The organism is Bacillus sp. ISL-78 (genome assembly GCF_018613455.1).
Lineage (GTDB): Bacteria > Bacillota > Bacilli > Bacillales > DSM-1321 > Peribacillus > Peribacillus frigoritolerans.
This window is the reverse complement of sequence record NZ_JAGGQC010000020.1, coordinates 82,884-102,850: the sequence shown is the minus strand read 5'-3', so window position 1 is coordinate 102,850 and position 19,967 is coordinate 82,884. Positions and strand designations below refer to the sequence as shown.

Sequence of the window (19,967 nt, the reverse complement as noted above, 5' to 3'; positions counted from 1 at the left end):
GCTTATGGAAAAGGATGCGGATGCGGATTGAGCTGTTCGAAATCAAGCGGCCGTTCAGCATATCCAAGTTCCATCGGAACCCTCAGTATTCTCTCAAGCCCCGTTATGCGGGTAAGATGATGGCCGAATGTCATCGGCAGCATCCCCGGAATCAGGACTTTCACGCAATGTAATCCATTCCGTGCAATTTCCGGTGTCGTCTGATCCACCACAATCACCTCGAGTTGCAATCGGCGGAACTGCTGAAGGATTTCCTGCAAATCTTCCGTCAAGTCCGGATGGTTCACCTTTTCCCCGTATTCTTCAGCGAAAGTTCGCATCGGGCGGTCATCATCCAGGAGAAACTGCAGTCGCTCTTCGGCTTGCGGTAAACCGTACAGCATGCCATGATCATCCATTTTCCGTACCAGTGAGGAATCCTGCAGCATTTTCTCAACCTCATCCCGGTTCTCTTCCAATTTATCGTCAAGTGTCAGCATCATGCCGGCCAACTCGAATACCGCGCTTTTCACAGCCCGGACCGGGTCGAGATGGGCCCCTGCCGCACAGATGATATTCAATCCTTTCTGTTTCCTGTTTTTCGCCAGCGCCCATACGCTCGGTATACCATGTTCCATTGTCGAATTAAATAAATGGATATCATATCCCGCTGCCGCCCTTGCCCTGTCAATCATCAGCTCAAGTTCTTTGTCATTTGCAGAATAAGGGTCAAGGCGTGTGAGTGGCAGCTGCGCATACCAGGTCAGCAGGAACGAATCACGTTCGACCACTTCCATGATGCCGTAGAAAATGGCCTCCTCCAAACTTCCCCCTAAAGCACAGCCATTGGAAGTTTCATAGACAAATCCATGACCGCAGCCCAAGCTGTAATAGGAAAGCAATTCCGGGACCAAGATCGGCCGCTCTTGCAAAAATGAGTGGCCCCACACCCAATCTATCGAGCGGTCAGGATTAAACGGTTGAAACGGGAAATCAGGCTGTGAATAATTTTCCTTCGAGTGCACCCCGATCCTGATGGGATCGAGCGCAGAATCTTTCAGGTTGTTGTAGCTGTCATGAATGACTGTCCGTTTACCGCGGGGCTCCATTCCGCAATACCTTTCCAATCCCTCCAATATGGCAGTCATCTCACTGACCGCATATGAGAGAGTCCGGCCTGCCGCCCCCTCATCGCCTATGAACAAAGGCAAATTAACACTTACATCGGCAAATGGCGGCACAAGGTCTATCATTTTATTATTCAGGAAACCTGTGCGGTGGTCCAAGTAATCCTTGGCCAGCACTTCATTAAGCTCATCCATTGAACGGGTTCGATAACTATCGGGACTGATTTTCGGACTTGGCTGCAACGAAATCCTAGCACGCTCCTTTGAGTCATCAGGTAATGTTGAGCAAACAGGACACAATGGATCTGGTAAAAAGGAGTGCCAAGAACCATTCAGCGTTTTCAGGCTGATTAAAGATACATGCCCCTCCGAACGGGCGCGCTCTCCTTTCATCACCTTCCTTACCTCTGCACAAATCAAGTGGGCCATCTGTAAAAGGCCAGTGCGGGATGCCGCCGGATCACGCTCCATCCCCCCATTTTCCTGTAGCTGCTGGCGGATTCCCCACATTTCTTTTCGATCACGCCCGGCCATGAGATGCCTTTGGTCCGCACACTGTGAACAGCCAGGAACACCCGGGCGCACCAACGGCCCTACCACTCCCTCTCCAAATGATACGAACCCCCGCAGCCATGGAATGCCCGCTTTCCCTATCACCTCTTCCGCCTTTACATGGACAGCGGGATTCCAAGCATCTTGCAGCAGAAGGACCATCGCCGTCGTTTGCCGGATTCCTGCCTCGAAATCGGTTTGGCGATTCACCTGATATTGGCCGGACAGGTACCCATGAACATGGTCGGCCAACACTCCTTCCCCGACAAGCAATATGTCAGTTTTCACCCTGATTCCTCCTCTCGCAAAAACACCCCGAACACACCTGCCATTTCTTCCTTCAAGAAAGGTTCTAGATTTAATTCGAAAACATGGATTCGCTTACTGTTCTTCTTCAAAACTTGAATGGCGGACTGTACTAGTTCGGAATTCCCTTTCACCCCGCATGAAGGAATCACAAGATCCACCTTTTCTTCTTCAAGAACAGGTGATGCCACTAAACCTGGAGCTGTTAAGCAAACGGTCTGGTTTTGGACTTTCATGACGGCCTTTTGCAATGCGTTCCGTAATGCGATCGTTACATTCAAACCGACAGCCCCGGACCAGCCATCGCTCGTTCCTGCCCAAACTACCGGGAAACCGGACACTTCCTCACCCAAGGCGATGATCGGATCTCCCTGCAGCCGGGTCAACGCTTGTAGATAATACCTGCAGCGCTCATCTTCCACTTGAGCCAATTGCACCGTCACAAGTTTCTCTTGGTTGAACCGCTTATTTAAAAACTCTGTATCCAAACTGCTTTGCAATCCACGGCAGACACATTCAGCAAATGTTTCCCCTGCTCCGACACCGATCGATTCCTTTATTTCATCTGCTCCCTGAAGCGAAGGAAGAGTCGCAACGAGCTGGCTGAGTGTTCGGGATGCATATGCTTCAACTCCTGCAAGACCGGTTTCCCGCCTCGCTTCCTCATGCGTCAGATCTGAACGGATGATTTCAGTCAGGAGTCCGGCCGGACCGGACGACAGCGGATCCACGACCTGAACGCGGCATTGAGCCAGCGGCAGCTGTTTTAAATCCCCCTCATCCCAACGATGAAAGATACCGGATTCCGCGGATGTCAACCGGCTGAAATACATAAATACTTTCCCCGGTTCAACCGGGTCCGAATTCTGTTCAAGCCGCCGTTCAAAATCTTCAATCCATGCAGCAGTCCCATTACCCGTCACGCCAGGGTGGGGAATGAACGGATGCCATTTTCCCTCCAATGTATCCATATCCAGCAGATAAAATTGATTGGCTTGTTCTGCTGTCGTAACGCCTGTAGCGTCTTTAAACCATTCAAATACCATTATATTGGCTAACATCGCTCCGGCTGTGGCGGAAAAGGAAGATGATGCCTGATTCTTTTCAAGCTCACCTTGATGTAAACGATGCCACGCTGACTCCCAGCAGCCCTTGGAATCCGGATGGACGAGCGGACCAGCCATGCCTACTTGATTGATGATCAATGCAGGAAACAGGGTCTTTTCCCCTTGCCTGCAAACCGAATGAAGTTTTCTTAATTCCTCTATATCACCCTCCTGTGACACATATAAGATCGAGTCAAAAGGCCGCACGATCTCCCGCCATTCAATCCCTGTTCCCTTTTCAAGCATGACCTCCTCTATGGCAACCTCGTCGTCTGTCTTACGCGCATGTGCCACGATCTCGTTCAATCTTGTTCTATTGGTCGGTACTGTGTCCGTAATGAAGATATGGAAAGCAGGCAATCCGGATTCGATCATCGAGGACACCAATGAAAGGAACAATGGGCCAGAGCCTATGGCCAACGCCTTTTTCTTTCGATAAGTTTCAAAACGGTAAGCCCCGGAATCGCCGCAGCTTTCCAGGAACTCGATTTGCGAAGCATACCTTTCAAGAACTTGATTCCTTAATTGATGGGGACTGTCCTGACTTACATCCCGAACAAACCCATTCCCATACAAAACCTCGGCAATTTCCATCACCCGGTTCCGGTATGGGCCAGGCAATCCATCCGTCAACTCGCTTAATGTATGGTTCCCGTTGAACATCGGTAATAACTTTTCAATCCACTGAACGATCGAGGCGCCCTCCATACGGAACGAACTTATGTTATTCCTGAAATACACACCTCTGTTTGGTTCCGGAAGAAAAAACGTATCCCTTTTCACTTTCAAACGCATAGAAGGGGTTAAATTAACCATTCCGCTCCTCCTAACCCGATGCATTCTAAGTACTGCTTTTAGCACAGCACTTCACTTCAATCCTATGTACGACAATTTGTCTCTTATGTCTAATACCATAAAGAAAAGTCCCTGCATATGCAGGGACTTTTCTTTAGAAGACCTGAAACCTTAACCGCCGCAACGTCCGCAACGACCGCCACACCCTCCGCAACGTCCGCATCCACCACAGCGTCCACAGCGTCCGCAACGTCCGCCGCAACCAAAGCAGCCAAAGCACAAGAAGCAGCCAAAACAACCAAAGCAACCGCCAACACCAATGAATTGCCGGGACGAATCATCCAGATTGTACTGGTTTTGCTCCCAAGGAACTGGCTGAGTCACCTGGAAATCATCGACATTCAGATTTTGCAATTGATTTTGAAATTCATACATTTTTTATAACCTCCGTGTATTTATTAATAAGGCAAATCTTAAAACAGGTACTCGAAACGAAATGGTCAGGGAAAGAACAGCACATCAAATACTCCCTCCAACAAAATATGTAAGGGGATTGGGTATTGCTACTGATTACAACGCCCATTTCCCATTAAAAGGCCAATGAAAAAGCAGAAAACCGGAAGGGTAATACCCTTCCGGTTTTCATGATCGCCTCTTAAATTAGCTTTATGTATAGCTCTTTCAATCGAAGTCAGGTTAGTTCTGCAGTTGTTCATAACGATTCCAGTTGACCGTTTTTTCCAGCACGATTGATATCAATACTCCCATTATGAGCCCATTCGTCAAAAAGGGCTGTAATAGCGCGGGCAGGTTCGAAAATGCATTAGGCAGGACATTCATCAAACTCACGCCAATCAATACTGGTACGGCAAGCCTGAATATCGTGTCTGAAGTGAAATGCTGACCTTTGACGCTGTTGAATGCCGTACCGAACAGCTGAAGGTACGCAACGAACAATACTGCATTCCCGACTGTTATCGGCATCGTGGCCAGGAAAGAGATGAAAGGGGGAATGAGGCCAATTATGGTCAATAACATGCCCCCAAGCAAGAAGGGCTTCCGCTCATAGATTTGAGTGCTCTGCAAAAATCCGATCGATGAAGTAAAGGGTGTATACGGAACAAGGCCAAGCAACGGAGCGAAAATGGTAAATCCGCCAGTCATGAATAAAGAATTTCGATACTGCTTGTGTTCTGCTTCATCACCGATTAATTCCGATGCAGCCTGAATGGATGCGAACGTGTTGCACAAATTCAGCAATCCTGCAAAAAAGGAAATCGCTATTATCCCGAATTGAAGGTTTGGAGCACCTAATGGGAAAAATGAAAAAGCGGCACCCGTCGATCCCATTTCTCCCCCGGCCTCCGGAAATAGCAACTCGTAAAAAATCCATCCCACTATGATCCCGATCAATATCGAGAAATTGCTTATCGTCCTTGGTCCTTTTATTTTCAATATACTGACTAGAAGTACAATCCCCACTGACAGGAAACTGACCGGGATGTTAATTTCCCCATTCTCCGTAATCCCCAGCATCCCCTTAAAAAAGACAAAAATGAGCTGGAACGTCAGAAGGAATAAATAAACCGTCATGACCATGGGAGTGAAAATCTTCTGGACATGAGAAATCAGGTTGAAGGCAGAAATAATGAGGGTCACGACACCCGCGGCAAAGAGGCCAGTAGCAATGCCCCCTCCTATTTCAGCATAACCGAGCCCTATGGATGGTGCAGATAACCCTAAATTCAGCATCACTCCCCACAATAGACCGGAGTGTCCTTCCATAAGCGGATACTTATGCCCCTTCCACCCCTGAAACACGCAAGCGATCCCGGTGAAAATGAGCGAGCTTCTCATGGTCATTTCCGTAACATTGGGAGGAAGATCAAAAGCTGCGCCAATCGATATGGGCACAACTACCGTATTTGCAAAAATAAAAAACAACCATTGAAAAGAAGAAAATAGAGTCACAGAAGATCTCCAACTTTTCATAGATTCCATCTCCTTTGAACATGATACTTTTCAAACTCATGGTGAATTTCACTTGTCCTTCCCTTGAAAAAGGCGATAGGACATCACCATGTTAATAAACGCGGTCCCGGATGGTCCGCTGCTGCATTGCTGGACATATGAATTATGTCATATGACCTTTGCAGATGCATGAGAAATGATAACGTTCCCATTAATAGTAACAAAGACTGCGGCTCCCCGCTAATTTGTTTGCTTGATTAAGGTTTCATGGCCGGCAAGCAAAAGCAAGACATTTTATAATATAAAGACATGGGAGGGCAACCCATATAGCCAAAAAAATCACTTTCACAGCATATAACATATGTAAATAAAAAATACACGGAAGCCGCCAAAAACGAAAAAGGAAATCCGGAAATATCCAGAAATCCTTTTTTGGTTCAGTCCTACCGTTCAATGGACTGCTTTTGTTTATATAGTGAACCGGAAACCAAGTTCCCCTTGTAAATGACCGCTTTACGTTCCGAACGCCTGGCAACCGCCTCTGCAGAACAACTTGCATCAATTAACACCAGACTTGCGGCATCCCCAACTTTCGGCCATAACTGGTTACCCTTATCATCCTTTTTCCGCCAGTTATATACCCGAGTGTCCGGGAAAGCGAGACTTCATCAATCCATTTGAAACGTTCTGCGAGCCTTCCTGCCCTCTCAAAGATGTCACCATTCCCAAGAGGGGACCATACATCAAAGATATTATCATTTCCTACTGATACTTCAACCCCTCTTTCATGTAATAGATCAACAGGGGGCATCTGCCTGTTACAACCCAAAAAAAGCGACCAGCAAAAAATAAGGATGGCCTGCCTGCTTTCGATCTGTATTGGAGGATTGGTTTACGTTGCCACACTCTTCTATTCCCCCAACCTATTGGAGCTCTTATTTTATTCAGGCAATATATACTCGGCATTGCTGGCACCAATCCTGGTTATCGTATTCAGTAAAGGAAAAGTCGATGATTACATACCGATAAGTGCGGTCCTGGCGATTGTGGCTTCATACATCATCCAGCCTCATGTAAGTGAATTCCAAAGCATATGGTTCAGTGGATTGGCTTCATTGACGATCCTGGTGATTTGTACGATCCTTAGCCTCATCAAGAACAAATGGAGGATCGTAAAAACAAAACCATGAATACGGCCAACCCCATTCATTATGCATGAATGGGGTTCTTCTTTAATCTCGTAATAACTTAGCTAGCCACCTTCCTGAAATACCGATAAACCTTTTCTAGCTTTTGGGTTTGTTTCCCCTTAGGGCTTTCCATATTCCCGAATTCGAAAAACTTCACTTTCTTGATCCCGACAAAATTGAATAGTGCTCTTTATGCGCATCATTCAACCAGAGAAGAGGATACTTTGCAGGTCCCTTCATCGTGGACACACATACGACCGACTTTCCTTTCAGAAGGCCTTCCGGGAACAAGCCCTTTTTATCCCTGTAGGCAAAATTCGCAGAAAATAATTGATCGATGTATCCCATCAGCATAGCCGGAGGCCTCCCCCACCAGATCGGATAGACAAAGACAATCTTGTCAGCCCAAGTAATTTGATTTCTATATTTTTCAAGCTGAGGATCACGATGCATATCACGCCTTCTTTTATGCTCATTGAATTCCAAGAGCGGATTGAAGCCCTCTTCATATAAATCCAAGACCTGCAGCCCCTTTATGTTCGGGTTCTCCTTACTTCCTTTGACGACTTTTTCCAAAAAAGCATGGCTTAGGCTTTTATGATTTGGATATGTGTAGATGACCAGCATGTTCATGACGCACCCCCTATTTACTTATCATTTGATAACAATCATATAACACCATCTTTTTTGTTATCAAATGATAATTGTATTTTGATAATATTTTTGATATCTTCTCAGTAAGAGGTGAAAGTTATGGACAAAAAAGCTCTTTTTGAAAAAATGGTCACATTTACAACTTCCGTACATCAAGTGACACACGAATTGACCCAAAACGCCAAATCTGATTCCATCACGCCTGTACAATATAAAATTCTTGAATATATAACCGTCAGTCAGCCTGTCACACCAAGTGAAATCAGTGACTGTCAGCATATCTCCATGCCTAACACGAGCCGTGAACTGAAAAAATTAAGCGAAAAGAATTTAATTGAAAAAATAAGTGATTCGGAAGATAGACGGAAACAATACATCCGCCTTACCAAAGAAGGGGAAATCATGATGAACGAGGCTTTTGCAATCGTGGAATCCCGTTTCCAAAGCCGGCTGCAACATGCATCAAACGAAGATTTAGCGGAGATTGACCGTGCCCTGGACATTCTTCAAACAAAACTTTTTTACTGATGAACACAAAAAGAGCTCCCGCAATTGAAGTTGACGAAGAATCGACTTCAATCGCGGGAGCTCTTACATTATCTCCATGCATGTTTCATTATCAGGTACCGCAAAATGTCCGGTAAGGTTTTGTTGACTCAGGCAGTGCGGCGTATTCTGCTTGTTTTTCGCAGTGTGCATAAGGATTTGCAAGAACATCCAACAGCCGTTCCATCACGGTGTAGTCCTCTTGTTCCACTGCCGCCTCCAAAGCCTCTTCCACCCGGTGGTTCCGCGGGATCACTGCAGGATTGCTGCTCTGCATCAACTGATTCGAAGATTCTTTCGATTCTTTCTGCCTCCCTAGCCTCGCCTGCCAAAGTTCCTGCCACTGGGCGAATTCCGGTGTCCCGAAAAGGACCGTATCCTCCTTTTTATCAAAGGTCAGAGCACGGAAAGTATTGGTATAGTCGGCACCATGCTTCTTCATCATGCTGAGGATGCCATTAATAAGGGCCTCATCCTGAGTCTCTTCGTTAAATATCCCCAGTTTCGCCCTCATTCCCGCTAACCAATTGGAGTGATACAGATCATTAAAAACGGAAATCTTATCTTGGGCCAGTGTAACGGCCTGATCCTCGTCATCATGCAACAGCGGCAATAGGGACTCAGCGAACCGTGCAAGATTCCACCCCCCAATTACCGGCTGGTTTCCATAGGCATAGCGGCCTTGCCTATCAATTGAACTGAATACGGTTGCAGGGTCATAGGCATCCATGAAGGCGCAAGGGCCATAATCGATGGTTTCCCCGCTGATCGTCATGTTGTCGGTGTTCATCACTCCATGAATGAAGCCGACCAGCTGCCATCGGGCAATGAGCTCAGCCTGACGCTTGACCACTTCCTGCAGCAGCGAAAGATAACGGCTTTCATCGGCTTCAATGTATGGAAAATGACGCTCAATGGCATAATCGGCAAGTGTCCGGAGTTCCTCGATCGTGCCCCATTTTGCAGCGAATTGAAAAGTTCCGACACGAAGATGACTCGAAGCCACACGGGTCATGATCGCACCAGGCAGCCCGGTTTCACGAATCACCGTTTCACCGGTCGTCACCACTGCCAGACTTCGGGTGGTAGGAATGCCGAGCCCGTGCATCGCCTCGCTGATGATGTATTCGCGCAGCATCGGGCCAAGTGCAGCCCGTCCATCGCCACCGCGGGAATATGGCGTTCTTCCTGGACCCTTCAGCTGGATATCGACCCTCCCGCCTACTGGCAACACCTGCTCGCCAAGCAATATCGCCCGGCCGTCCCCTAACATGTTAAAATGACCGAATTGATGACCAGCATATGCCTGGGCAAGAGGCGAAGCACCTTCAGGAATCTCATTTCCGGCAAACACCGCCACACCATCCTCGCTTTGCAGCGACTTCACATCCAAACCAAGGGAATCCGCCAAACTCTCATTGAGAATGATCAACTCCGGTGAACGTACAGGGGTCGGGTTCGTGCTCGTGAAAAACTTTTCCGGCAGACGTGCATAGCTATTGTCTAAATTCCATCCTGTTTCATTAGTCATGGTTTCTCCTTTTCTTATTTTGACTTTTTTATAAAAGATATTTCGCTCCAGATTCAGTTAAAACACGCGATAAAACTAAGTTGCAGTCCATTTTTTAATGTCTGCTTCCAACAATTAATTATACCTTTTTTGCATAAAAATGGCTCTTTTAAAGTCGTGTTAAATCCATGACGCCCCAAGATTTCATAAAACGATTGCGGTCCTTAGAATGAAAGAAAGCAGGTACCCTTAATGGGTTGCTGCTTCAGAATGTGACAAACCCGATGAAATCATTCCACTCAAGCACTCGCTTTCCGCGGGCGGTCTTCCCTCGACGCGCTTATTCCGCGTGAGTCTCGCGCCTTCCGTTCCAATCAATTTTGTTCCATGCCTATAAACTCAAGTAGGCACCCTGTAGGTTCCTGCTTCGTTTCCTAAGATGCCAATAGTTATAATTTCATCGAAACATCAAAAAAGCCTGCCATTGATTCGGCAGGCTTTCTTCTTCTTCTCTTATTGGTTCCGTCCTCCACCCATTCGAAGGTAGTCTAATTCAGTAAAGTCAGGCTGATAAAGGCAATGCCAAATATACAGTACAGAATGAGGGTAAAGGGCTGGGGAAAAATAATATATACGATCATACTGATGATCATCAGCAGGATGCTGAAGGCATTTATCCTATCTCTCCACATACTCACCTTTGGTCAACTCCTTTTCCACAAGCGTAAGGTACATTTTCATCGCAAACTTCTTCCGGTGCTGCTGCCGGCTTTGAGGAACCACTTCTCCCACAGTCAAAGCGAACATCAGCAAAAATAGTTTCTTCTTCATCCTTTGTTTCTCTTTGTTATAATGGCTGTGTGCCTAATTTGGACTTTTTTCATTTTTCGTTAGTAAGTAAGCGACTGATAATTTATAATTATAAAATTGAACCCACTAAACAGCCATGTAGCCAAAATGATAAATTCATGAAAATAATTTTAATTTTCAGATTTTTTAAGGGGTATGAAGTGAATGATCTATAAAACTTTCAAGGTTGTATTGAGGACAATGCACAAAGGCCAAACCGAGGAATTCGCCTATGTATATGAAGGGAAAAGCCTGCTGATCGGCCGGGCAAGCCAGCACTCCAAAGCTGATTTCAGGCTTTACAATGACTTTGTTTCCAGGGAACATTGCCGGATTTATATGGAGGAAGGGCAGCTCCTCATTGAGGATTTGGCAAGCAAACACGGCACCTCCGTGAACCAGATGCCGCTCGTACCGGGCAATCCCTGTCACATTGAACCGGGGGATTCGATTACTTTGGTCAATGGTTTGATTGAATTCATAATCTCCATCGACAACGATTTAACAATGGATTTCACGCCGGTGAACCCCGAGTTCCTTCAAACCGTCGCTATCAATGAGCACCTTCAGACCGTGATCATCAATGAAGAAGCACCCATTAAAATGCCGACCAAGGAGTTCAATTGCTTTAAGCTGCTATATGAAAATTTGGACAATCTTATTTCAAAGGAAGAAATTGTCCAGCAAGTCTGGCCAGAGCGTGTCGGAGATCCCGAGCAAATTGTGACGGCAGAGGAAATCGCATCACTGCTGTACCGCGTACGGAAACGGTTAAATGGGCACTTTGCCATAAAAGCCGTCATTCAAAAGGGATATTATATGGAATCCATCCATTCATTCAATTTATCGGACTTATCATGACAATCATTCGAAAACATGAAAAAAGCATTGCGGATAACAATGCTTTTTTTCATGCTTATATTGGAGATGGCAAGTGTATATGCCCACGGTCCATTATCATTTCTTTGGCAAATCCAGATTAGTGAATTCATCGACTGGAACGATGTCTTCTTCCATATCCATCACCTTCAGCACAACCCGGTCTCCTACATTCGTCAACACCACATCAGATAGCGCATTGACACCTGGGTCCACCGAGAACCTCTTGGCATTGCCTTCGACGATTAAATGGAATACGTATCCATTCGAGAGATTGGCATCATTGATCCTCATTACCTTCCCCTTTATTTCTTTCATCTCAAATCCTTTTTGAGGCGTCACACCGCTCACCTTCCCTAAAGAGGCAATCAGTTTTTTATAATTGCGGAAAGCTTCGTCTTTCGTTTTCCCAAAGACCACTTGGGGATTATCGCTATTGGCATAAACGATCGCCACACCTTGGAACTTGCTGCCCTTTGTAACCGGAATCACATATGTGGGAGCACCGTAAATCGTATAGAAAATTCCATTAGTGGCTTTCCAGCCTGGATATTTGGACAAAAACTCACTCGCATTGGCGTTGGATTTTGCTTCCTTTCCGGTCAGAACGGACGTGACGCCTTTGTAGTACGTCATTTCACCGGTTTTCGCATTGAAAACACCATAACCTACAAGGGTTTTGGAGTTGCCTTTTGATTTAGCCCGGGTAAAGTCCACTACGTAAATCAATTCGCCTTTTTCGTTAAACGTAACCTGCATATTATCCTCATTAGGAATCAGGACATCTTTCTTGGGCCCAATCAGGGACTGGTTTTTCCAACCGTGAATATATTTTCCCCAGTAAGTCCAATATTCCAGGGCTGTTTCCAATGTGAATGTCCGATCTACCCATTTAGGTTCTTTTCCTTTTGGATAGTATTTCGTGTCCCCCGTTTCCGGATTCACCAATACCACCCCGTCCACCACGGGACCGCTGCGGTATTTCAAATAATGTCCGACTGAAGCTACGAAGAAGGGCTTTCCATCTTCATTCGGTTCCAAATATGAATCATGGATGATTTTATTCGGATATGCCTTGCGGATGGTCCTTTCCAAATCATGATCAAGGTACTGAGATGGAGCATACAGCATCTTCCCTTTGACAGTACTTGCCCCTTTATCCGTCGATACGGCGGAAATCAGATTATAACCTGGCGTGTATTCCGCTTTCCCGGCTTTTAAAAACCCGTCCATTTCAATAGGTGATGTATAAGCCAATTCATCATTGATATTGGTCAGACGGTATTCGCCTTCAGTGAAATATGATGCATTTTCTATTTTATTAATCGCCGCATCGCCTTTTGCGTCAGCCATTTTCACTGTAACGAGCGGCATGGTTTTTATATCTTGAACTTCTTCCAGCTCTTTTTTCTTATCGACCTTCGCCAATCCATGCAGATCTGCGGCAAATGTGAGCGGGTAAAACAGCATGATGATCCATGCGGCAATCAACACGACACCCATCAAACTGTTGAAGTGTACGTTCCAAGGTGTTTTTGGCTGCTTTGCTGCTTCATTTCCCCTCCGATTCCGTCGGGTGCTTGAAGATTCACTGGCCCTGTATATATACATGCTTGAATCGATGATGAGAATGAGCCCGAAAATAATGGCAAAACTTGAAAAGAATGCAGCGGCAGTAAGATCCAGCAGCATGATATCGATAACGAAAAACAATATCGCAGCAGAAACTAAAAGTCTCAGCACTTGTTCTATGAAAAAAGGTATATCTTTTTTGGTGATGGCGTTCGTCCATCTCTGCGGAATCAAGGAAAGTCCCAATATGGCAAATGGTATTTTCATTAAAATTCCTTTTAAGATGAAACCGAGTAGTGAAAGTATCATGGTTTGAAAAATCTCTCCTTGTCATGTATGTTCCTATTTACCCATTTTACCACTTTTGTGCAACTAATTTACTATTTTTTAAATCTAGCGAAATTACGTCAAAACTATCTGCTCCACTGATGCTACTTTTTCCGATTCAATGTTTATATAGACTCTAGAAAAGAATCGATGCCAAAGGGGGCGAAGCCTTATGATTTATGAAGAAACATACCGATACCTATTAAGAAATGTATCTTCCACTGAATTCGATACGTGTTTGTACGCCTTGCTCCACAGTGATTGGGATGGGGTCATCCAGTGCCCGCTTCATATGATGGCCCGGGGAGTCGGAACGACAGAAAAGTACTTAAGGCAAATCATCCATAAATTCACCGTACCACAAGGATCACTAAAAAAAGTGTTTGTGCCTGTTCATCTGGGTGAAGATGTTTTGTACAAGTTTAACCTTGGTCCTGCAAGTAATCTTGGCTATAACAGGAAGACGGACCGTTATTGCAAAAAGTACCGTTTCTTTTATAGCGCTGCTTTCAAGGCCCTAACGATTCATGGAAAACGGCTGTTGCTTATGGGTGCCTTCCGAATGTCCGTTTTGAAGTCTGAAGAAGTACTGTTCGATTATCATGAAATCGTTCCTGATTCCCGCTCGCCATTCACAAGGCAGCGCTTATTGGATGCAGTCGCTGCCATCCATGACGCTTTAGGCCATATCGTAAAGATTTCTTTTGCGAGCAGGGCTTTTTCAAAAAAAGAAATTCTGGTATTCAACTTTAACGAAGGCGTCTTGGATGAGTATAAGGAAAATAGGGCGGAACGGACATTGTTGCGGAGAACGATTTTTAACTCTGGCTACCTTGGGCATATCAATGATTCTGTATGCAGGGAATTGGAAAGGGTCGGCAAATATATTTTCCGTTCATTTCTGCAAGAAGCGACGAACATCTCCCATGATATCCAAAAGGAACTGCAGAAGTTAGCCCGTTTCATCTATTCTCATTCCCTTAAGAAATTTGGCCAGGCGCTTCCCGCCAATAAGCAGTTGCTTCTTGCCCCAAAACAAGCCTCTGCTTATTTAAGCAAAATCATGTACAATGAAGCATTGGAACAGATGGTCAAGTATGCCCACCAGGCAGAATCCATCAAAAGCCTGCTTGAACGCGACCATTTTCATAGAAACATCTCCGAGAAAGCCCTCCGCCGGGAAGTGAATGATTTGGAAATGGGTGAACATATCGAGCCCATTCTCCGTAAATACCATCAAGCGGACTTCATCCGCCATGTGCTGAACGACTGGTGCGAAACATGGCTCATTTCCCGTGTAAAGACAGTGACCGATGAATTCCGGGCGGAAGGAAAAAGGAAAAGTACCGATGATAAACAGGTCACGGCCGAATATATGGCCCGCATAAGAAACGATACATATGGCCAGTTGGACAGGCTGTTGACCTTGCTTCTCCAATTCGGCAATCATGCAGTGGCCCCGGACGTCCGGAACTTCCCTCTCACAAAGAAAAAGGAAACCCTCCAATCCTATTTCGCAATCCAAAAGGAGCGTCTCGATGTTCTCTCCATTTCCTCCTAAAAATCACACGCTTTTAATATGTTTTCCAAGAGAACGGCTCCGTTCTCTTTTTTTTGTAACAAATGCCGACTGTGAATTGCAGAATGAAGATTGTGGTTTGGTGATTGGCGCACTGTGGATTTCTCCTCTGAATTCGTGTGTTGCATATGGCCCTTGTGGATAAGGGAACTTGGGCAGCAAGTTGTTTTGACGGCAGGCCATAACACCTGTAAGGGCAGGGGCATTTAAATGGAGTTATTCCAAGGGTCTAAGAATCGGTCTAAATAAAGGAACTGAAAAAGGTTTTAATCATCAGTATGAATAAGGGGTTGAATCTCGGCAGACAAACAGGCCCCCATTTAGAATGGAAAGCCCTCATGATTTGTTACGGTATTAATAATAGTTTCCCCGAACTTTTCCTGCTTTCAAGAAGTCGATGTGCATCCGCCCCATTTTTTAACGAAAAAAGAGTCGGTTCTTTGATGTGGATTTCCCCTGACAGAATCCATTGGAACAGCTCTTCTGTCCTTCTTGTCCGTTCTTCATGGGTAGTCAGGACATTCCAAAGATCTCCGCCTATTAATGCCTTGGATGTATCCATTAACATCCTGGGATCGATTTTCTCTGGATCACCGCCTGCCATCCCAAAGAATACGACAGTCCCTCCCGTCTTGGTCGCACGGAAACTATCCATCAAGGTTTGGCCCACTGATTCATAAACGACATCAACGCCCTTACCGCCGGTAACATCCTTAATGGACTCCACCCAGTCCGACCCATAAAGGAAAACATGATCCGCACCCATTTGTTTGGCAACAGCCGCTTTATCATTTGATGAGGTCAGGCCAATGACCAGCCCGCCCTTCATCCTGATCATCTGTGTCAGTAATTGCCCGACTCCGCCTGCAGCGGCATGGACCAGAATGATTTCCCCTTCTTTAACTCGATGGCTGTCATGCGTTAAATATTGGGCAGTCAATCCTTGAAGTAAAACGGAAGCGGCCGTTTCAAAGGAAATGCCCTCAGGCAGCGGTAACAGCTTATCAGATGGAACTGAAACCAGCTCGCTATTGGCATGGGGAACATCAGCGAACCCGACACGATCTCCTGCTTTCACATGATGGACATCTTCCCCGGCATATTCGATGACCCCAGCCCCTTCATACCCTAGAATGAAGGGGGGATCACCCACCAAATGATAATTCCCTTTCCTTCTATATACATCAGCAAAATTCAACCCAATTGCTTTCATTCGAACGATCACGGCTGATTTTAAACGTTCAGGCTCTGCAATTTCCATTACGGACAGAACTTCCGGCCCGCCGAAATCATCAAAGACAAGTGCTTTCATCATCCTAACTCCCTTCAATGTTTCTTCATTCTTTAAGATATAGGATGGCCCCTTCAATGGCAAGAAAACAAACAAATGACCGCCCTGCCCATTAAAGGCAGGAGCGGTCACTACGTTTACTCAATCTGTATTGGAACCAGGACCGTTCTTTCGTTTATTTGCAGAATACTCCTTACCGTGTGCTTCATGTTCTGCTATGATATCCGCTTTCGGTATATGGTTATTCTTTTTTGGTGAAGCGATGCGGTTGCGATGTTTTTTTCCCATGATCTATCTCCCCTTCATCCAATGTTTTTTATTGAACTAATGTTAGCTTGTCCGATTAACACCGATAATACCGGCAAAATAAGCACTTCATAATAAAGGAAAAACCTTTATCGAGACCGAATAGATAGAAAACTGATTTACGAGGAGGAAAAAATGTTCCCTGTATTGAACACAGAAAGGTTACGCTTACGGGAAATTCGTGAAAGTGATGCGGAAGCTCTTTTCCAATGCTTATCAAAAGATGAAGTCACCCGCTATTATGGCCAGGATTCATTGGAAAATGTCGAACAGGCCAAGGATATTGTAGCAGCCTTTGCAAAAAACTATCATGAAAAACGAGCCGTTCGATGGGGAATTGAAAGAAAAGATACACAGGAATTGATTGGCACCATCGGTTTTCATGCCCACAGTCCCAAATACAGACGGGCAGAAATCGGTTATGAAATCCATCCAGCGCATTGGCGCGAAGGATTTGCATCAGAAGCTCTTAAGGAAGCTATCGCCTACGGTTTCAACGACCTTGATTTAACCCGCATCGGAGCGGTCGTTTTTCTGGAAAATCAGCCATCAAGTGAGCTCTTGCTTAAGCAGGGGTTTCATCAAGGAAGGAATATTAAGGAGTTATATTTACCAAAACGGGATTACTCATGATACATATGTCTATTCCTTACTGAAGTGAAACCAACTTCTTTGGAAGGTTGAACCTGAAGAAATTCGCGACACTCCTGCCTATAATGGTCAGTAGGCAAAAGGGTGCGAATTTCCGGAACCAAGATTCGGTTCTTATCAGGAGCATCCTTTCCCCATTCAATTTACTTATTTCGGTAGGATAAAACCAAAAATATTCTTCCTTTATATTCCAAATTACCCACAAGAAAAAGTCACCAAAACATGGCGACTCCCACTTCACGATTTAGGTGACTACAAGATAGTCCTTCAATGCCTGCTGCAGCGTACCCTTTGTTTCCGCTTTATTATCGAGCTGAATCCCTGAACGGATCATTTTCGTAACAACCTCTGGGCGTAATCCAGTCACCACAGCTTTACACCCCATCATTGCCGTCCCATCGAGAATTTTCATCAAATCAGTGATCATTTCAACTTCGATTTCGATGATACCGGACAAATCCAAGATCAAGGTTTGTATCCGCAATTTACCTATCTCCATCAATACCTTTTCTTCGATTATCTGTATCCGTGAGTAATCGATTGTCCCAATTAACGGAAGGACACAGGTGGTGGAAGTGATGGGAATGATCGGGACGGATAGGTTTTCCACCAAGTTTTGCTGAGCGAGAATCAATTTGTCTTTGTAATCGGAGTAACTGACGAAAAAGGATTTAAGAAATAGATCAACCTTTTCATTCACTATTTTCTCTAAATCAAAAAAGACCTTGGAATCCTCAATGAACGCTTTCTTTTCTTGTTCGAACTTATAAAGAAAGGTCCAAAGCGTTCTGCGGAGGGCCTGAATCCATTCCAGCTTGAATGAAAGTGTCAAGGAGTGGGTTGCCCACGTAACTCCCTCTTGTTCGGCAAAGGCAGTCAAATCCGTTTCATTCTGCTCCACTATATAACGGACGAGCTTATGTGCATTATTCAAAAGATCGACATTTCCAATCAGAAGGATTTCTTCGATTTTATCCCTGACATTGACCGCTGCTGATAAAAGATATTCTTCAAACTCACTTTTATTCTGCAAAAGGAATTCCATTATTTTATCTTCATCATAAACAAAACCCACTCTTCTCCACTCCCTTTTTGAACATCCTACTGTGATTTTTGTTACTATTTTACTTTCTATATTGGTGGAGTTTTTTCCTGCTAATCGCTTATATATTAAAGAGTAGGAAAGTAAAGTGGTTGAAGCCGGTTAAATCTCCTCTCCTGAAAAAACATTTTTCGATGCGGAAGAAAAGATCAGATGGGTGGAAGACTTCCCATATTTAATGGCTTCATCGACGAAGTCTTCCAGCGTTTCCATCGAATATGTACTTATTTTAATAAGATAACTGTATTGACCGGCTAACCGGTGGCATTCCAAAACTTCCGGATGGCTCAAGCTAAATTGATAAAAATCCTTGCATCTATCCGTTTCGAATAATATGAATGCCGTAATGCTCCTATCAAGTTTTTCAAGTGATATTTCCGTTTTATATCCCTTTATCACTCCGCTTTCCTCTAATTTATTCACACGTTCTTTCGTTGCTGGAGCCGTTAAGGACACTTCTTGTGCCAGTTCTTTCATGGACATGCGCCCATTATTCTCCAACAAGGAAAGTATTTTTTTATCCGTTCGATCCAACTCAATCGCCCCCACTTTTTATTATTAACAGAATCCTTTCAAATACATTATAAAATAAAAAGAAATGTGATGAATACGTAATTAATCGTATGTATTAGGGAATTTGCTTTTTATATAATTAATTCAAATATAAATAAGGGGGTTCTGCTTTGAAAAAAGTATTGATGCTGCTATCCAATGGATTCGAGGCGGTTGAAGCAAGTGTGTTTACAGATGTATTGGGGTGGAATAAATTAGAGGGTGATGGCACCACGGACCTGGTTACGGTGGGACTTCACGAACAATTGAAATGCACATGGAACTTCATCGTGCAGCCCGAACTGACACTCGATCAAGTGAACCTTGATGACTACGATGCTCTGGCCATTCCAGGAGGCTTTGAAGAAGCCGGGTTCTATGAGGATGCCTATGATCAGAGATTTCTTGATGTGATCAAGCATTTTCATAATAAGAACAAAATCATCGCAACCATTTGTGTAGGTTCCCTCCCACTAGGAAAAAGCGGGATATTGAATGGAAGAAAAGCCACAACATACAACCATCCAACCAGTAAGAGACAGGGGCAGCTAAAAGATTTTGGGGCGATTGTCGTGAACGAACCGGTGGTCGTCACGGACAATATCATTACATCCTACAATCCATCCACAGCTTTCGAGGTTGCCTTTACGCTCTTGGAAATGCTCACTTCAAAAGATAATTGTGAACATGTGAAGGAATTGATGGGCTTCCATTAAGAACCATGATTGGGATGTTATTTGGATGTTGATTTCCTCTCCTGGCACTCGCTTATCCAGAGGCGGTCGTTGGGCCCCCTCTAGATGCGCTTTGCTGCAGGAGTCTCGAACCTTCCATTCCAATCAACTGGAACGTTTTTCAACTAAAAAAATGCAGACCAAACTCACTATTCTTCGAGTTTGGTCTGCAGTCTGGGGTTCCGGGTGAATTCGGAACCTTTTTCACGTTATTTCCAATAAGCCAACGAACGGGTTTTCATGGATGCACGGAATTGTTTTGTTGATTCCGGCAAGGCTTTATTCGTTGCATAATCGATGATGACACCATACCGGCGAATGACATCGAGACTATCCAGCTCGCCATTGGCGAATTTATCTTCCACGCTTTGTATGTTTTCCTCAAGCCA

17 protein-coding genes and 3 pseudogenes are annotated in these 19,967 nt (G+C 44.9%); 6 read left to right on the top strand and 14 right to left on the bottom strand.

Annotated features, from left to right (window positions below):
- Window positions 1–2: 2 nt before the first annotated feature.
- From J7I96_RS18765 to J7I96_RS18745, 5 genes and pseudogenes are all read right to left on the bottom strand, one after another.
- Window positions 3–1,946, bottom strand: coding sequence for a TOMM precursor leader peptide-binding protein (locus J7I96_RS18765; protein WP_214924188.1), 1,944 nt, complete (start codon window positions 1,944–1,946; stop codon window positions 3–5).
- The gene (locus J7I96_RS18760; protein ID WP_214924190.1) at window positions 1,943–3,886 is read right to left on the bottom strand and encodes a putative thiazole-containing bacteriocin maturation protein; all 1,944 of its coding nucleotides are present in this window, start codon (window positions 3,884–3,886) and stop codon (window positions 1,943–1,945) included. Before J7I96_RS18760 ends, J7I96_RS18765 begins: the two co-directional genes overlap by 4 nt.
- A 150-nt stretch (window positions 3,887–4,036) precedes the next feature.
- A complete protein-coding gene (locus J7I96_RS18755; RefSeq protein ID WP_082196509.1) occupies window positions 4,037–4,300 on the bottom strand; it encodes a heterocycloanthracin/sonorensin family bacteriocin in 264 nt (87 codons plus the stop codon).
- A 261-nt stretch (window positions 4,301–4,561) separates the two neighbouring features.
- Window positions 4,562–5,857 (bottom strand): uracil/xanthine transporter, encoded by a 1,296-nt coding sequence (locus J7I96_RS18750; RefSeq protein WP_214924192.1) that lies wholly within the window; start codon window positions 5,855–5,857, stop codon window positions 4,562–4,564.
- Between the two features lie 422 nt (window positions 5,858–6,279).
- Window positions 6,280–6,656: pseudogene (locus tag J7I96_RS18745) on the bottom strand (deaminase); the annotation flags it as partial.
- 67 nt (window positions 6,657–6,723) lie between these two features.
- On the opposite strand from J7I96_RS18745, the gene J7I96_RS18740 reads away from it, so the two are divergent.
- Window positions 6,724–7,026 carry a hypothetical protein gene (locus tag J7I96_RS18740; protein ID WP_214924195.1) on the top strand — a complete coding sequence of 101 codons (303 nt, stop codon included), beginning with the start codon at window positions 6,724–6,726 and terminating at the stop codon, window positions 7,024–7,026.
- Between the two features lie 58 nt (window positions 7,027–7,084).
- Here J7I96_RS18740 and J7I96_RS18735 read toward each other — a convergent pair.
- Window positions 7,085–7,659: pseudogene (locus J7I96_RS18735) on the bottom strand (NAD(P)H-dependent oxidoreductase).
- A 120-nt stretch (window positions 7,660–7,779) separates the two neighbouring features.
- Between J7I96_RS18735 and J7I96_RS18730 the strand changes: the two are divergent.
- Window positions 7,780–8,208 (top strand): MarR family winged helix-turn-helix transcriptional regulator, encoded by a 429-nt coding sequence (locus J7I96_RS18730; RefSeq protein ID WP_214924197.1) that lies wholly within the window; start codon window positions 7,780–7,782, stop codon window positions 8,206–8,208.
- 91 nt (window positions 8,209–8,299) lie between these two features.
- Here J7I96_RS18730 and J7I96_RS18725 read toward each other — a convergent pair whose 3' ends face one another.
- A complete protein-coding gene (locus J7I96_RS18725) occupies window positions 8,300–9,757 on the bottom strand; it encodes a protein adenylyltransferase SelO (protein ID WP_214924200.1) in 1,458 nt (485 codons plus the stop codon).
- Window positions 9,758–10,414: 657 nt separating this feature from the next.
- The gene (locus J7I96_RS18720; RefSeq protein WP_214924203.1) at window positions 10,415–10,567 is read right to left on the bottom strand and encodes a hypothetical protein; all 153 of its coding nucleotides are present in this window, start codon (window positions 10,565–10,567) and stop codon (window positions 10,415–10,417) included.
- Between the two features lie 183 nt (window positions 10,568–10,750).
- Here J7I96_RS18720 and J7I96_RS18715 point away from each other — a divergent pair, with 183 nt between their 5' ends.
- On the top strand, window positions 10,751–11,446 hold the full coding sequence (locus J7I96_RS18715) for an FHA domain-containing protein (protein WP_082196512.1): 696 nt from the start codon (window positions 10,751–10,753) through the stop codon (window positions 11,444–11,446).
- Between the two features lie 96 nt (window positions 11,447–11,542).
- Here the strand turns inward: J7I96_RS18715 and J7I96_RS18710 are convergent, their stop codons facing one another.
- Window positions 11,543–13,303, bottom strand: a complete 1,761-nt coding sequence (locus J7I96_RS18710) for a hypothetical protein (RefSeq protein WP_214924206.1) — start codon at window positions 13,301–13,303, stop codon at window positions 11,543–11,545.
- A 232-nt stretch (window positions 13,304–13,535) separates the two neighbouring features.
- Here J7I96_RS18710 and J7I96_RS18705 point away from each other — a divergent pair, with 232 nt between their 5' ends.
- The gene (locus J7I96_RS18705; protein ID WP_214924208.1) at window positions 13,536–14,924 is read left to right on the top strand and encodes a hypothetical protein; all 1,389 of its coding nucleotides are present in this window, start codon (window positions 13,536–13,538) and stop codon (window positions 14,922–14,924) included.
- Window positions 14,925–15,288: 364 nt separating this feature from the next.
- Here the strand turns inward: J7I96_RS18705 and J7I96_RS18700 are convergent, their stop codons facing one another.
- Window positions 15,289–16,254, bottom strand: a complete 966-nt coding sequence (locus tag J7I96_RS18700) for a quinone oxidoreductase family protein (protein WP_214924210.1) — start codon at window positions 16,252–16,254, stop codon at window positions 15,289–15,291.
- A gap of 120 nt (window positions 16,255–16,374) precedes the next feature.
- Window positions 16,375–16,521, bottom strand: coding sequence for a hypothetical protein (locus tag J7I96_RS18695; RefSeq protein ID WP_100298038.1), 147 nt, complete (start codon window positions 16,519–16,521; stop codon window positions 16,375–16,377).
- A gap of 153 nt (window positions 16,522–16,674) precedes the next feature.
- Between J7I96_RS18695 and J7I96_RS18690 the strand changes: the two are divergent.
- Window positions 16,675–17,200, top strand: a pseudogene (locus tag J7I96_RS18690) (GNAT family N-acetyltransferase).
- A 234-nt stretch (window positions 17,201–17,434) separates the two neighbouring features.
- Here the strand turns inward: J7I96_RS18690 and J7I96_RS18685 are convergent.
- Together J7I96_RS18685 and J7I96_RS18680 are read right to left on the bottom strand one after the other, a co-directional pair.
- Window positions 17,435–18,265, bottom strand: coding sequence for an STAS domain-containing protein (locus tag J7I96_RS18685; protein ID WP_311315228.1), 831 nt, complete (start codon window positions 18,263–18,265; stop codon window positions 17,435–17,437).
- A gap of 129 nt (window positions 18,266–18,394) precedes the next feature.
- The gene (locus J7I96_RS18680) at window positions 18,395–18,826 is read right to left on the bottom strand and encodes an Lrp/AsnC family transcriptional regulator (protein WP_034304284.1); all 432 of its coding nucleotides are present in this window, start codon (window positions 18,824–18,826) and stop codon (window positions 18,395–18,397) included.
- Between the two features lie 149 nt (window positions 18,827–18,975).
- On the opposite strand from J7I96_RS18680, the gene J7I96_RS18675 reads away from it, so the two are divergent.
- Entirely contained in the window at window positions 18,976–19,560 is a 585-nt protein-coding gene (locus J7I96_RS18675) for a DJ-1/PfpI family protein (protein WP_214924212.1), read from the top strand.
- 227 nt (window positions 19,561–19,787) lie between these two features.
- Here the strand turns inward: J7I96_RS18675 and J7I96_RS18670 are convergent, their stop codons facing one another.
- Entirely contained in the window at window positions 19,788–19,943 is a 156-nt protein-coding gene (locus J7I96_RS18670; RefSeq protein WP_156404402.1) for a hypothetical protein, read from the bottom strand.
- Window positions 19,944–19,967 lie beyond the last annotated feature (24 nt).